Source organism: Parageobacillus thermoglucosidasius, assembly GCF_001295365.1.
GTDB classification, from domain to species: Bacteria; Bacillota; Bacilli; order Bacillales; family Anoxybacillaceae; genus Parageobacillus; species Parageobacillus thermoglucosidasius.
The window spans coordinates 2,421,828-2,435,427 of sequence record NZ_CP012712.1 but is presented as its reverse complement, the minus strand read 5'-3'; the positions used below and the strand labels follow the sequence as shown (position 1 = coordinate 2,435,427).

The 13,600-nt window shown below is 49.1% G+C and carries 16 protein-coding genes and 1 riboswitch; of the genes, 2 read left to right on the top strand and 14 right to left on the bottom strand.

The genetic code is table 11. The annotated features are described in order from the left end of the window. Position 1: 1 nt before the first annotated feature. From cobM to rraA, 14 genes are all read right to left on the bottom strand, one after another. The gene (gene cobM / locus AOT13_RS11935; RefSeq protein WP_042384850.1) at positions 2-772 is read right to left on the bottom strand and encodes a precorrin-4 C(11)-methyltransferase; all 771 of its coding nucleotides are present in this window, start codon (positions 770-772) and stop codon (positions 2-4) included. Further along, on the bottom strand, positions 769-1,470 hold the full coding sequence (gene cobI, locus AOT13_RS11930; protein WP_013400943.1) for a precorrin-2 C(20)-methyltransferase: 702 nt from the start codon (positions 1,468-1,470) through the stop codon (positions 769-771). Before cobI ends, cobM begins: the two co-directional genes overlap by 4 nt. Further along, positions 1,467-2,672, bottom strand: a complete 1,206-nt coding sequence (locus AOT13_RS11925; RefSeq protein ID WP_013400944.1) for a bifunctional cobalt-precorrin-7 (C(5))-methyltransferase/cobalt-precorrin-6B (C(15))-methyltransferase — start codon at positions 2,670-2,672, stop codon at positions 1,467-1,469. Before AOT13_RS11925 ends, cobI begins: the two co-directional genes overlap by 4 nt. Continuing rightward, positions 2,659-3,756 carry a cobalt-precorrin-5B (C(1))-methyltransferase gene (locus AOT13_RS11920; RefSeq protein ID WP_013400945.1) on the bottom strand — a complete coding sequence of 366 codons (1,098 nt, stop codon included), beginning with the start codon at positions 3,754-3,756 and terminating at the stop codon, positions 2,659-2,661. The genes AOT13_RS11925 and AOT13_RS11920 overlap by 14 nt, the downstream gene beginning before the upstream one ends. A 5-nt stretch (positions 3,757-3,761) precedes the next feature. Beyond that, on the bottom strand, positions 3,762-4,409 hold the full coding sequence (locus AOT13_RS11915; RefSeq protein ID WP_003250803.1) for a precorrin-8X methylmutase: 648 nt from the start codon (positions 4,407-4,409) through the stop codon (positions 3,762-3,764). Positions 4,410-4,425: 16 nt separating this feature from the next. Then, a complete protein-coding gene (gene cobK / locus AOT13_RS11910; protein ID WP_003250805.1) occupies positions 4,426-5,193 on the bottom strand; it encodes a precorrin-6A reductase in 768 nt (255 codons plus the stop codon). 12 nt (positions 5,194-5,205) lie between these two features. Next, positions 5,206-6,042 (bottom strand): sirohydrochlorin chelatase, encoded by an 837-nt coding sequence (locus AOT13_RS11905; protein WP_042384847.1) that lies wholly within the window; start codon positions 6,040-6,042, stop codon positions 5,206-5,208. Positions 6,043-6,059: 17 nt separating this feature from the next. Next, a complete protein-coding gene (gene cobJ, locus AOT13_RS11900) occupies positions 6,060-7,622 on the bottom strand; it encodes a precorrin-3B C(17)-methyltransferase (protein WP_042384845.1) in 1,563 nt (520 codons plus the stop codon). 65 nt (positions 7,623-7,687) lie between these two features. After that, on the bottom strand, positions 7,688-8,512 hold the full coding sequence (locus tag AOT13_RS11895) for an energy-coupling factor ABC transporter ATP-binding protein (RefSeq protein ID WP_013400947.1): 825 nt from the start codon (positions 8,510-8,512) through the stop codon (positions 7,688-7,690). Positions 8,513-8,518: 6 nt separating this feature from the next. Then, on the bottom strand, positions 8,519-9,247 hold the full coding sequence (cbiQ, locus tag AOT13_RS11890; RefSeq protein ID WP_013400948.1) for a cobalt ECF transporter T component CbiQ: 729 nt from the start codon (positions 9,245-9,247) through the stop codon (positions 8,519-8,521). Then, positions 9,244-9,528, bottom strand: coding sequence for an energy-coupling factor ABC transporter substrate-binding protein (locus AOT13_RS11885; protein WP_013400949.1), 285 nt, complete (start codon positions 9,526-9,528; stop codon positions 9,244-9,246). Before AOT13_RS11885 ends, cbiQ begins: the two co-directional genes overlap by 4 nt. 2 nt (positions 9,529-9,530) lie before the next feature. After that, the gene (locus AOT13_RS11880) at positions 9,531-10,271 is read right to left on the bottom strand and encodes an energy-coupling factor ABC transporter permease (protein ID WP_013400950.1); all 741 of its coding nucleotides are present in this window, start codon (positions 10,269-10,271) and stop codon (positions 9,531-9,533) included. Between the two features lie 26 nt (positions 10,272-10,297). Continuing rightward, positions 10,298-10,666: a (2Fe-2S) ferredoxin domain-containing protein gene (locus AOT13_RS11875; RefSeq protein ID WP_042384842.1), complete on the bottom strand. Its 369-nt coding sequence runs from the start codon at positions 10,664-10,666 to the stop codon at positions 10,298-10,300. A 124-nt stretch (positions 10,667-10,790) separates the two neighbouring features. Then, positions 10,791-10,982: riboswitch (cobalamin riboswitch) on the bottom strand. A 64-nt stretch (positions 10,983-11,046) separates the two neighbouring features. Beyond that, a complete protein-coding gene (rraA, locus tag AOT13_RS11870) occupies positions 11,047-11,526 on the bottom strand; it encodes a ribonuclease E activity regulator RraA (protein ID WP_003250822.1) in 480 nt (159 codons plus the stop codon). A 466-nt stretch (positions 11,527-11,992) separates the two neighbouring features. Here rraA and AOT13_RS11860 point away from each other — a divergent pair, with 466 nt between their 5' ends. Further along, positions 11,993-12,922, top strand: a complete 930-nt coding sequence (locus AOT13_RS11860; RefSeq protein ID WP_013400953.1) for a glycerophosphodiester phosphodiesterase — start codon at positions 11,993-11,995, stop codon at positions 12,920-12,922. Positions 12,923-13,154: 232 nt separating this feature from the next. Then, on the top strand, positions 13,155-13,595 hold the full coding sequence (locus tag AOT13_RS11855) for a GNAT family N-acetyltransferase (protein WP_013400954.1): 441 nt from the start codon (positions 13,155-13,157) through the stop codon (positions 13,593-13,595). Positions 13,596-13,600: the final 5 nt, after the last annotated feature.

Here is a 13,600-nt window from a genome sequence, read left to right as displayed (position 1 = left end):
CTTACACCCCCCGCCGATATCCGTGCGTGAACGTTTTATCGTACAATTTGGAGCGATAGTCGCGCTCAATAATGGCAGTATCCAACGCCCAGCCTGCCAATATAAGCGCATGTTTGCGGATGCCGTTTTCTCGCATATCCTCATCCAGCGTGCCGACAGTGGAATAAACGATCTTTTGGTCTGGCCATGTCGCTTTATACACGATGATAACGGGGGTATCGTCGCTCCAGCCAGCATCTTTCAGCGCCTTTGTCACTTTTTTTGTTAATGTGGCGCTTAAAAACAGCGCCAAAGTACAATGATGTTTCGCCAGCTCTTCCAGTTTTTCCTTCCCTGGGACCGGCGTCCGCCCTTCCGCTCGCGTTAAAATGACCGTCTGCGTCAAATCCGGAACGGTCAGCTCCGCTTGGACAGCGGCAGCCGCTGCAAATACCGAGCTGACGCCAGGGACAATTTCGATTTCGACTCCCTGTTTTTTTAAGAGCGCTATTTGTTCGAGTGTCGCTCCGTAAACCGACGGATCCCCCGTATGGATGCGCACGACTTTTTTGCCTTGCCTCAGTTTTTCCAACATCGCCTCGACCATTTCTTCTAAATGCATCCCCGCCGTATGAAACACTTCGGCTTCTGGCTTTCGATAGCGCTCGATCAGTTCGCCATTGACGAGCGAATCCGTGTAAAAAATGGCATCCGCTTCTTGGAGCAATTGCGCGCCTTTAACGGTAATCAAGTCCGGTGCCCCGGGCCCTGCGCCAATAATATGCAATTTCACTTTCTCACCACCAATAACGTTAAATATTCAAGCTCCGCTCCTTCGAGCTGTTCTATATTCCAAATGACTTCTTCTTTCGATGTCACTTTTGTCACCACAGCGGCTTTTTGCAATAAGTTTTGTTCGCGGAGAAGCCGAATCATCATATCCATCACCTTCGCCACTTTCAAAAACACAACGCAATCATGGTCGCTAAGCGCCTTTTTCATCGCCTCATAGTCGTCGCGCGCCGGAATAATCGCCACATGCTCATCCCCGTCGGCAAGCGGGAGCTGCAATCTCGCCGCCGCCGCGTTGACAGAGGAAACTCCCGGGATAATTTCAATAGCGACATTTGGATAACGTTCTTTCATGATGTTCATCAGATGGATAAACGTGCTATATAAAAGCGGATCACCTTCGGTCACAAACGCGACATCTTTGCCCGCTTGGAGCTGTTCCCATATCGCTTCTGCCGTCTCATTCCATTTTTCCGTTAACACATCCATATTTTTCGTCATAGGAAAAACGAGCCCAAGCATCTCTTTTTCCGCCGGAGAAAAATATGCTTCAATAATTTGTTGGGCATAGCTTTTGCTGCCGCGCTGTTTTTTCGGATAAGCAATGACATGCGCTTCTTTCAGACGGCGGAACGCCTTCACCGTCAACAGCTCGGGGTCGCCCGGCCCGACGCCGATGCCATACAATATTCCGCTCATTCGTCTCCCTCCCGCTTTGCTGCAATGATATAAATCGGATTCAGTGCATCAAACCGTGTCAGCTCTAAAATCGGCTTGCTTCTGGAAATTTGCGCGAGCGTAATGTCTGCTTGAAAGCCGCGCTGTTTCAATGCTTCCACCGCCTGCGCCAGCGTTTCTATCGTAACCGCATTAATCACGATGCGGCCATTCCGTTTCAAACGCCGGCAGCAAACGTCAAGCAGCGGTCCGATTTCTCCCGACGTTCCTCCGATAAAAACCGCATCCGGGTCGGCGAATTTGTCTAAATGCTCAGGCGCTTTGCCGTGGACAAGCGTCAGGTCAACGCGGAATTTTTTTAAATTTTCCTTGCAAATTTCGATATCGTGGGCATTTTTTTCAATCGCAAACACGGCGCCTTCGCGGGCAATTTTCGCCGCTTCGATCGCGACAGATCCGGTGCATGTGCCGATATCCCAAACGACACTCTCCGCATGAAGCCGGAGCGCGCTGATGCTTAACACGCGAATCTCCTTTTTCGTAATCAGCCCTTTCTCAGGTTTGCGCTGCAAAAATTCATTATCGTCAATCCCCAGCGGCCACGCCGGCCCTGCTTTTGTTTTTTGCAAAATAACGACATTTAATGGGGAAAATTCGGCATCCGCCATCTCTTCTAATTCGAAAAAACGGCACCGTTCATCCCGGCCGCCAAGATTTTCTCCGACAAACGCGCGGTATTCGGTCATTCCGTACGAAAGCAAATATTTCGCAATCGCGTTAGGAGAATTTGTTTCATCCGTTAATATCGCTACTTTTTCGCATCCGTCGATGCGCTGCGCAAGCCCTTTCATGCTGCGGCCATGGACGCTGATAAACTCGGCATCCTGCCACTTTTCCCCCATTTTCGCAAACGCCCATTGCACCGAGCTGACCGTCGGATACACTTCGATCGGCAGCTTATCCGCTAAATAACTGCCGATTCCGTAAAACATCGGATCGCCAGACGCAATAATGACGGTTCGTTTCGTTTCATGGCGGAGCCGCTCAACAAGTTGTGATAAACTCCCCCGAATTGTGAGCGTCTCCCCTTGATAGTCAGGGAAAAAAGCTAAGTGACGCTCCCCTCCCACCAATAATTCACTTTCATAAATCCAGCGTTCATAAAGACGCGGGAGGCTTGCCTTCCCATCTGCGCCAATACCAATCAGTTTAATCACCTGCATCATCCCGCACCGCCTTTCCTAATAATTGGCCGCCCATCGTGTACAGCGACGTTTCGACCGTAATGCCGCCGCCGACTTCCCGCAATGCTGACAAACAGCAATGATCGCATAATATTTCAAAAAAACGTCTATTTTCTGCTTTCCACATCATCTCGCCGACTTGCGATGCCGTATTGGCTTCCCGGACAGCGGCGACGAGTTCCGGCGCAGCCCCGGCTCGTTCAGCAATAGCTGCTAAAAACGAAAAATCAACGGGGGCGCTTTTCGAATGGACCATCATAATGCCTTGCGCCACTTTCGAAAATTTCCCCATCATCCCGACCATCGAAACGGTTTTGATTCCTAATCTTTTGCATTGTTTCAGCGTAAAGCCGACAAAATCGCCCATTTCAATAAACGCTTCGTCGGGAAGATGAGAATATTGCTGCATGGCAAATTTTTCGCTTCGTCCTCCCGTCGTTATCACCACATGGTCGCATCTGTTTGCTTTCGCCACTTGAATGGCCTGAACGATGCTCGCGCGGTAGGCGGATGTCGAAAAAGGAACGACAATGCCGCGCGTCCCTAAAATCGAAATGCCGCCGATAATGCCAAGGCGCGCGTTTAACGTTTTTTTCGCGATTTCTTCTCCATCAGGGACGGAAATAATGACATTCACTCCCCGGGAAATGCCGTATTGTTCCAGCACTTCGCGCGCTGTCTCGCGAATCATTTTCCGTGGGACAGGATTGATTGCTGCTTCGCCAACCGGCACCGGCAAACCCGGTTTCGTGACGCGCCCTACCCCTTTTCCGCCATCCAAATGAATGCCGGGCTGCTCCGCCCATGACACCGTCGAGACAATTGCGGCCCCGTGCGTCGCATCAGGGTCATCTCCCCCGTCTTTAATCACTGTTGCCGCCGCTGACGCCTCACCAATCTCGCACGATTCAATGGCAAACGTCACCCAGCGTCCAACCGGCAAATAAATCGTTGCCTCCGTTTGCCGGATGCCGGTAATAAGCGCCGTTAATGCCGCTTTCGTCGCCGCTGTGGCGCACGCCCCCGTCGTATATCCTTCTCGCAGCGTTTTTTTCGCTTTCATTTTGTTTACCCTCGCTCTGCTAACAGTGACAATGCGTTTAGCGCCGCCACTGTAATGGTGCTTCCTCCTTTTCGGCCGATATTTGTAATAAATGGAACATCCAGTTTCGCCAACTCCGCTTTCGCTTCCGCCGCTGATACAAATCCGACTGGCAGGCCGATCACTAATCCCGGGCGCGCTTCTCCTTCTTTAATCAAACGAATCAATTCAAGCAGTGCCGTTGGCGCGTTGCCAATCGCAAAAATTCCTCCTTCTGCCTCTTTCACCGCTTTTCTCATTGCGACAATCGCTCTTGTCGTATTGAGCCGTTTCGCCTCCGCAATGACATCTTCGTCGGAAATATACACTTTCACTTTTCCGCCAAACTTTTCGATACGCACTTTATTCACACCGACTTGGACCATTTGCACATCGGCGACAACCGTCTTCCCGCTGCGTATTGCTTTTATTCCCGCGCGGACAGCATCAGGGTGAAATAACAAGCTTCTTCCAAGTTCAAAATCGGCAGAAGCATGAATAACACGCTGTACAATCGGATATTGTTCTTCCGTAAAATGGTGTTCCCCGATTTCTTCATCAATGATTTGAAAGCTTCTTTTTTCAATTTGTTGCGGTTGGACTGTAACCGGCTGAAATTCTGTGCGAAAATCCATGATCAACCACCTCTTTTCAAAACTGCACCATTCGTTGCAGCGCTCTGATGATATCAGGAAATTCAAAAAACACCGCGCCATATTCTATCGACGGGCGACGGATGACAATCGTCTCAATTCCCAATTCTTGTGCGGCAGCGATTTTTTCATCGACAAACCCAACTTTTCCGCTTTCTTTCGTAATAAGCAATGTCACACCAAAATGGCGGAAAAGCGCCATATCCAATTCTTTTGTGAACGGGCCTTGCATCGCCACAATATTTTCTTGCGGGAACTTAAGTTGTTCGCATTTCTCCATGTTGTCTTTGCGCGGCAGCATGCGCGCAATCACGCGCGTATCGGGAAGGCCGAGCAGCTTGGCGGCAAAAATGTGCAACGTTTTGCTTCCTGTCGTCAGCATAATCACCCCGCGTTTTTGCGCCGCCAATTCGGCCGCCTCTTCATAGCTGTCAACAAAGGTGACAAGCCGGCTGTTTAGCTCAGCCGCTTGGCGTTCATAGCGGATGTACGGAACGCCGGTTGCCGCTGCCGCCTGCATCGCATTTTTCGACGCCTCTTCGGCAAACGGATGGCTTGCATCCACCACCGCTTTCGCTTTCTTTGCGCGGATTAACTCTGCCAATTGTTCCGCCGGCAGCCTTCCGAGATGCACCGCTAAGCCGGAAGCGCGCAGCTGGTCCGCCGCGTGTTCTGTCACGACGGTCGCCAACACGTCATACCCTGCCTGTCGGATGCAAAGCGCCAGCTCTCGGGCATCGCTCGTTCCCGCTAATACGATAACCATGCATGTCCCTCCTTAATGATGATGGTGGTGGTGGTGATGGTGATGATGTTCTGCTGCATGAAGCCGATATTGGCACATATCGCAGTTCATCACAACCGTTTTACCAATCGCTTCTTCTAATCTGTCAAGCATAATCGTTTTCAGCTCCGGATGAAACCCAAAATAGCCAGCTAGCGCAAAGTTAACATTAGGATATTGGAAACCATATTGTTCTACTTTTTTTTCAAGCCGCTTGATAAGCACGCCGGTAAACAAGAAGTACGGCAAAACTACCACTTTTCGCGCCCCTAGCTTCACGCAACGTTCCACCGCATCATCTAACGATGGCGCTGTCACCCCCATAAACGCCGGTTCTACGAGAAAATAGTTCGTTTGTTCCCAAAATAAGCGGGAAATTTTATATAAGTCGCTGTTCGCATCCGGATCGCTCCCCCCGCGTCCAAGCAGCACCACTGCTGTTTCCGGAGCGGGATTTTCGATATTTTCCCCGATTTCTTTCAATCTCGTTTTCAAGATCGAAAATGTTTGCTCGTGAATGCCAATTGGCCGGCCATAGATGAACGCCACATGCGGATAACGCTTCTTTGCTTCATCAATCTCCGCCGGAATGTGCAGCTTCGAATGGCCTGCTGCCAGCAAAATCATTGGAATCACGATAATTTCACGAGCCCCAGCGGAAACGCAACGATCGATTCCTTCGCGAATTGTCGGCCGTCCGAATTCTAAAAAACTCGTTTCAACATGTATGGAGGCTTTGATGTTCGGCTTTAATTGTTCGACAAACTGCCGGACTTGGTCGTTTCCTTCCGGGTCGCGGCTGCCGTGCCCGACAAACAATACCGCTTTCATTGTTTTTCTTCTCCCCCTTATTCACCGCAGACAGGTACTTCGATTTTTGCCGTCTGTTCCTCCTCTTGATACGCAAATCCGCCGACTTGCTTCACTCGCTTGAAAAACTTATGAAACCGTTCATTTGGATAGGCGTTTTCCTTATATTCTTGAATAATGCGTGTGACAACAGACACTATCTCGCTTGGCGGAATTCCTTCGGCGACAAGCTGTCCGGGATGCGCATTTCTTCCGATTGTTTTTCCTCCTAAAAATAAGTCGAATGCCCCTTTCCGGTAGACAATGCCGATATCTTCCCGCACCGCACCGTAACACGCCATGCCGCAGCCGTTAACACCGAGCTTCAATTCTTTCGGGAGCGCCATGCCGCCAAGCTGTTCGTACAACTGTTGTGCATACGGAATCGCGTCTTTTTTCTCGCCGTCGCAAAAATCGCATGCCTTCACCGTCAGCACATCACCGATCGGGGCAACGGTCAGTCCCGCTTCTTTCAGTCTGGCAATGATACGGTCTGGATCAGAAGCAGGCACCTCCAGCTTCAAATAATGATCCGGCGTATACATCATCGTTCCGCCTTCGCCAGCAATTTCGGCAAGCAACATCATTTGTTTTGCCGTAAAATTTTTATTCGCTACCCCCGGGCTAACTGCGATTTCGAAAATCGCAGGGGCAAACACCGCGGCGTCGCGCTGGCGGATCGCCAGTTTTTGCAACGCGTCTTCCGCGATTTCTCTTGCCGAGGACAATCCCGTTGGATCAAGCGCCCACGGTTCTGCTTCTTTGCGGAGACGTTCGTGCGGTTTTAACGGCTGTTCGGCGGCGCTCAGCGTATATTTCCGCTGGTAGCCGCGCGGCGTAATCATCAGCCCGTCATATACAAATGTCGAAGAATTGCCGATAATGACAGTCGTTAACATTCCGATATCGTAATCGAGCATATGCGCTAAATCTGTCAATACGATATGCTGCCGCGCGCGATAAGCGCTTTTCACTAATCCAACCGGAGTGCTTGGCGAGCGATAGCGCAAAAGAATCCGCTGCGCTTCGACAATTTGCCGCGTGCGCCGTCCGCTTTTTGGATTATATAGAGCGATGACAAAATCGGCAGCGGCTGCCGCTTCAATGCGTTTCTCAATCAGCGCCCACGGCGTTAAGTGATCGCTTAAGCTAATTGTGCACGCATCATGCATAACCGGCGCACCTAACAACGCGGCGCATGAGTGAATGGCAGAAATGCCGGGAATGACTTCGACATCGATACCGCTTTCTCGCGTCCATCCTTTTTCGACGAGCACCTCATACACAAGCCCTGCCATCCCGTACACCCCCGCGTCCCCGCTGGAAATGACGGCAACCGTTTTGCCGCGTTCTGCCCATTTCACCGCTTCCTGGGCACGGCTGACTTCTTCCGTCATTCCTGTGCTAATCACTTGTTTATTGCCAATTAAATCTGCGACTAGGTCAACGTATGTTTTATAACCGATAATAATATCGCTTTCTTCAATGGCTTCCCTCGCTCGTTTTGTCATATGTTCCTTGCTGCCTGGACCAAATCCGACAATCAGCAATTTTCCTTTCATCGTTCCACCTCCATTCCCCTTTCTTGTCAATGTTAATTGGGCATACTATTTCAATCACTGGTTCGCTATACGGTGCCCAGCGCTTGTTCATTCATCCATTGTTTCATTTCTTCTACATTCCGCGGGATGCGCGTCTCGTGCGGAAACAACGTTTTCCAAACAGAAGCAAGCAGCGGAACATCAAGATGCCATTCTTGCAATGGATGCTGCCTGGCAAAGATGTCTTGCGGCGCCCCTTGCATGACAATTTGCCCGTCATGCATGACAAACACAATGTCCGCCCACTCTAAAACAAAATCAACATCATGCGTCGCAAGCAAAACCGTTGTGCCGTTATGATAAATGTCGTTGATCTTCTCAACAAACCGCCGGATTTGCCGCCGGTCTAAATAGGCCGTCGGCTCATCGAGCACTAATAATTTCGGATTCATCACCATGACGGCGGCCAGCGTCAGCCATTTTTTTTGGCCGAGGCTTAAATGGTGAACCGGCTTGTCCAGCCATGGACGCAAGCCAAACTCATCCAGCGCCTTTTCCATAAGTTCCTCCATCTCGCTTTTTGCCATTCCTGCATGATGCAGGCCAAACGCTAGTTCATCGCGCACCAGCGGCGCCACCAGCTGGTGTTCCGGGTTTTGAAAAACGATGCCGACTTCCCGCCGCCATTTTTGCAGCGTTTGCCGCCGGTAATCCATCTTCTCGCCATTCCAGTAAATCCGGCCAGAATTAGGGCGCAACAGCCCGTTCGTATGCAAAAATAACGTTGTCTTGCCGCATCCGTTATGACCGATGAGCGCACATTTTTTCCCATCAGGAATATGAAGGCTTACCCCTTTTAACACACACGGCCCGTCCGGATACGCATAATATACTTCCTCCATTGTCAGCATTGCCTGCTATCCTCCTATCATCGAAAGCCATAGAAGCAAACTGAGGCCGATGACCGCTTCCCACAGATACCGTTTATTGGTTTTGTGGTATGTTTCCGTCGGAACATAGGCCATTTCACCGGAAACTCCGCGCGCCCATAAAGCAAGGCGCAACGCTTCATAGGAATGCCAAATTTTTTGAAAAAGCTGGAATACCAACATCCCGCCGTGCCGCCAATGGGTTCCTCCATTTCTTGCTTTCATCGCCACGTACAGCTCTTCTGCCGCTTTCTCGAAAACAAAGACAAACCGGTACGTGAAAAAGAACAACTCCATAAGGATGGACGGCACTTTCATGCGCTTGAGCACAGACAACATCTCAGGAAACGGGGTCGTCACCAGCAAGAAAAATAAACAAGACCATGCTGCGATGGAACGGGACAGCAAAGACATCACCGTGACAAGTTGTGAATGGTCCAGCGAAACATGAAAAGAACGGTCAATGGAAACAAGCAAAGCTGGAACACTCATCAGCAAAAACAAGGCCACGGCGCCGAGGGCCTTGGCGTACACTTTCCACGAGACGCGCGCATACCCGATAATCCATATGGCCAGCCAAACCGTTATCATGGCTTGCACTTTCCAACTACCCGCCATCGCCATTATTAATAACAGAAACGCAAATAGCACTTTTTGTTCGGGACGTATTGCCCGCAGGCGGTTATTGTAAGCGATGGTGTCCAGCTGCCGGATCATTCGGCTTCCTCTCTTTTGTTCGCCCGACCTTTATAAACGCCGATAATATAGCCAATAATGCCGGCGCCGACCGCTGCTTGCACCGAAAACAGCAATGTTTCCACCTCTCCGCCCGGCGGCTCAAAGATGGTTTGCGCCCAAGGTTGATAATGCGGCGCGATCACTTGGATTGTCTTTTCCGCTTGGCCATCCGTGCCGCCAAAATCAGAGTGAGGAATGAACAACAGCGGCGCCGCTGTTAATAAAACGGCAACCACAAGGAGCAAAAGACTGCGTTTCATATTTACACTCCCCTCTCTAATTGGCTTAGTTCCCGGCTGCTGTAAGTGGATAAGAAATTCCACACGACGACTGTCAGCAGCCCTTCCGTCACCGCCAATGGGATTTGCGTAATCGCAAAAATGCCGGCAAATTTGAGAAACGAAGCGGCAATTCCGCCTGTCGCATCCGGAAATGCCAGCGCTAATTGCAGTGAAGTGACCACATAGGTGGCCAAATCAGAGAAAAAGGCCGCGAAAAATACCGTCCAGCGCCGCGATATATTCCACTTTTTCCCGAAACGATACATGCCGTATGCCACAAGCGGGCCGGCAACGGCCATCGCCATGGCGTTCGCCCCTAATGTCGTCAATCCGCCATGTGCCAGCAATAACGCCTGAAACAGCAATACGACGCTGCCCATCACCACCATCGTCCACGGGCCAAACAGCACCGCACCAAGCCCCACCCCCGTCGGATGTGAGCTGCTTCCTGTTACCGATGGAATTTTTAAGGCGGACAGCACAAACGTAAAGGCCCCCGACAATGCAATGAGCAGTTTTAGTTCCGGATGCTCGCGCGTGATCCGGATGAGCGAACGCATACCGATAAACAAAAATGGCAAAAACACGAGCCACCAGAAAATCACCCATTTAACAGGCAAAAATCCTTCCGTAATATGCATTGCCAATGCCGGTGAACTTTCCGAAAACGTAAAATAGACAACGAAACCACAAAGGAAAAGAGCGGCTTTCCATTTTTTCATGCTTTCATTCCTCCAGTTGCTTTCCATCATTTCGCGATTCCAAGAGGGGCAGCGGATGGATTGGGCATCACCAATCCTTGCCTTCCTTCATAACGGTACGTGATCGTTTCTTCCAGCCATTCCCCGTCCCGTAAATGCCTTCGCACCACCTCCCTTCCTTTTTCCGGCGTCATCCCGTTGTACCATACGCCTTCAGGGTAAACGATGACCACGCAGGCATCCTGGCAGCGGCCGTTGCAGCGAGTCCGCGTCGTATGTACGATACCATCTAACTCGAGACTCGCGATTTCTTCACGGATGGCCAGTGTGACTTCCTCTCCCCCTTTCCGCATGCAGCTGCCCCCGTTGCAAATCAAAACATGGTGCTTCATTCCGATTAAATTCCATGTTGTCATGCTCATCTCTCCTTTTTAGCAAAATAAAAAGCACCTCTATACGTAGAGGTGCAGAAAAATGCATACAAATATAGCCAAAAAAGTATGCCGTTCTCCCGCACGTCTACCTATAATCCCGTAGGTATCCGTCCGAACAAATAAGGCAGGTCTCCTGACTTAGGATCATCGCTTTGCTGCGCCTTCCCGAAGTTTCCTTCAGTGACATCATGCAGCAAAACTCCCCATCACAGTGGCGGGTACCGTGACGGATTTTCACCGTACTTCCCTTTTAAGCCTGTTCTCTAATGAGAAAGGCACCTTATTTGTTTGGCATAAATATAGATTTTTCATGGAACGCCTTTGTTATTTTTATGGTAGTACAAATTTTCCAATGCCGTCAATCACTTTTTCAATAAGTCCGTTTTGGCCAACACAATCCCGTCGCGATCCGCATATACATAGGCGCCCGGCTCCCAAAGAACGCCGCCGAATTCCAGCGCGACGTCCCGTTTTCCTTTTCCTTCTTTTTTGCTTTTTACCGGGCATGTGCCGATCGCCATCACCCCGATTGGCATATTGGCGATTTCCGCAGAATCGCGAATGCAGCCATGGACAATCACGCCCGCAAGTCCGCGATCGCAGGCGATTTGCGCCAAACGATCTCCAAGTAACGCGCAATTTCGTGAACCTTTCCCGTCAACGACTAATACGGTGCCAGCCGGAACGGTTTCTAACGCCTCGCGCACGAGCACATTATCCTCCAGCACATCCACCGTCGCGATCGGTCCGGAAAATTCCGCTTTGCCGCCATATGATTGCATCGGCAGCTGGCATACTTGCAGCTCGCTTAAAAATTCATCGCATAAATCAGCTGTTTTCACCATTATTCCCTCCTCACATTATGTCCTTATTTGACATATTTCGCAAAATTCCTTCTTTTTTCAACAAAAAAACAGACAAGCGTTGCTTGCCTGCTTTCCAACCAGGCTAGCTGGATTTAAGCCAGCGCATTACGGAGCCAGCGTCTGTTTCCGAACCGCTTGGCTTCGGCCCAACGGAATCAAATCTTCTTTTATCATAAAAAATTCTGTTTGTCATGCAATGAACTTGAATGAAATGAATGGAAAACAACATTGTTTTTTCTGAATTTAATCTGCTTAACAGTATTTCCGCTGTCAATTTGCCTTATAATTTTTATTAAAAATATTCAGTTTCAGTTTCATTCATAGATTTAATTATACTATTGTAAAAAAATAATTTCATTTTAACTATTCATTTATTTAAGCTTAACATTTGCTTTTTATAATAAAATTTTAAAAAATCCGCCGCCAAGGACGGTGAAGGAAAATGAAAAAATTAACGATCATTGGATGGCCGCTTTCCACAATACTATTCAGTCTTCTCGCACTATATGTCTTCCGCGATGCAGCCGCCGATAAACCGGATACGCAACTGTTCACGCCGCTCCCGATTGTGGACCACATCGGTGTCATCGCCCATCGCGGCGCATCTGGATATGCTCCAGAACATACGCTGACCGCATACAAAAAAGCCATTCAAATGAAAGCAGACTATATAGAATTAGATTTGCATATGACGAAAGACGGAGAGTTAGTCGCTATCCATGACGCAACATTGTCAAGGACAACAAACGCAGAAGAAGTATATCCCGGCCGCTCCCCTTGGCGGGTAAAAGACTTCACACTTTCAGAAATCAAACAGCTGGATGCCGGTTCTTGGTTTAACGACGCTTATCCGGAATACGCGAAGAAACAATATTCCAACGAAAAAATTCCTACTCTGCAAGAAACGATTGATTATATTAAACAAAAAGACGCGAACGCCGCTTTATACATTGAAACAAAAGCTCCAAATGTTTACCCCGGCATGGAAGAAAAGCTGGTGGATATTTTAAAAAAGAACGGATATTTACAGCCAGGAAAAGTTATTTTCCAATCGTTCAGCGCCGCGAGTTTGCGAAAATTGCGAGAAATCGTTCCTAAAGGCATTCCGCTTATCCAGCTGTACAGTCCTGCCATGATCCAAGGACAAAACCTCGATGACGTGCTCGATCAAGCCGCCGAATATGCCGAAGGAGTTGGGCCAGAGCTATCTCTCGTTACTCCGGAATTTGTGCAAAAAGCCCACGAACGCCATCTCATTGTTCATCCGTTTACGATAAACACGAAAGAAGAAATGCAAAAACAATTATCATTAGGCGTGGATGGAATGTTTACAAACTATCCTGATCGATTAGTAAGCTTGAACAAGAAATAGCTCCGCCATCTTTGCCATCCATATACTTACTCCAAGGCGCGGCGGCTTACTAATAAACGCCCGTCCCGAAAAGAAACAACTGCTCCATCATGCGGAATTTGTTCTTCTCCATTTTGTCCACATCATACATGGTAATTGAATAATTTTTACCTCTATTCGTAAAATTCTTATTGTTATTTTTTGGCTTTGCGATATAATGAGGAAAGGAAAAAACACGAAAGGAGCAACAAACTTGCTCCAAATCGTCCAATACAAAAACGGCCCGTTTACGCTTTCGACCGATCCAGCGCTTGTGCAAGTCGACCGTGTCTGCGAATTTCTTGCCCGCTCTTATTGGGCGAATACGCGGGATCGCGCAACGATTATAAAGTCGCTCAAACATTCTTTATGCTTTTCATTATTTCACGGACAGACACAAATCGGATTGGCGCGGGTGGTTACAGATGGGGCGACGTTTGCCTATTTGTGCGATGTCTTTATTGACGAGGAATTTCGGGGGCAAGGGCTTGGCAAATGGCTGGTAAAATGTATATTGCAGCACCCGGACATCACTAACATAAAGCGCGTTTTGCTGGCAACAAAAAACGCTCATGGGCTATATGAACAGTTTGGCTTTCAGTCGCCGCGACATCCGGAACAGCTAATGGAAAAAATAATCTCCCCCTCGACATGAGGAAG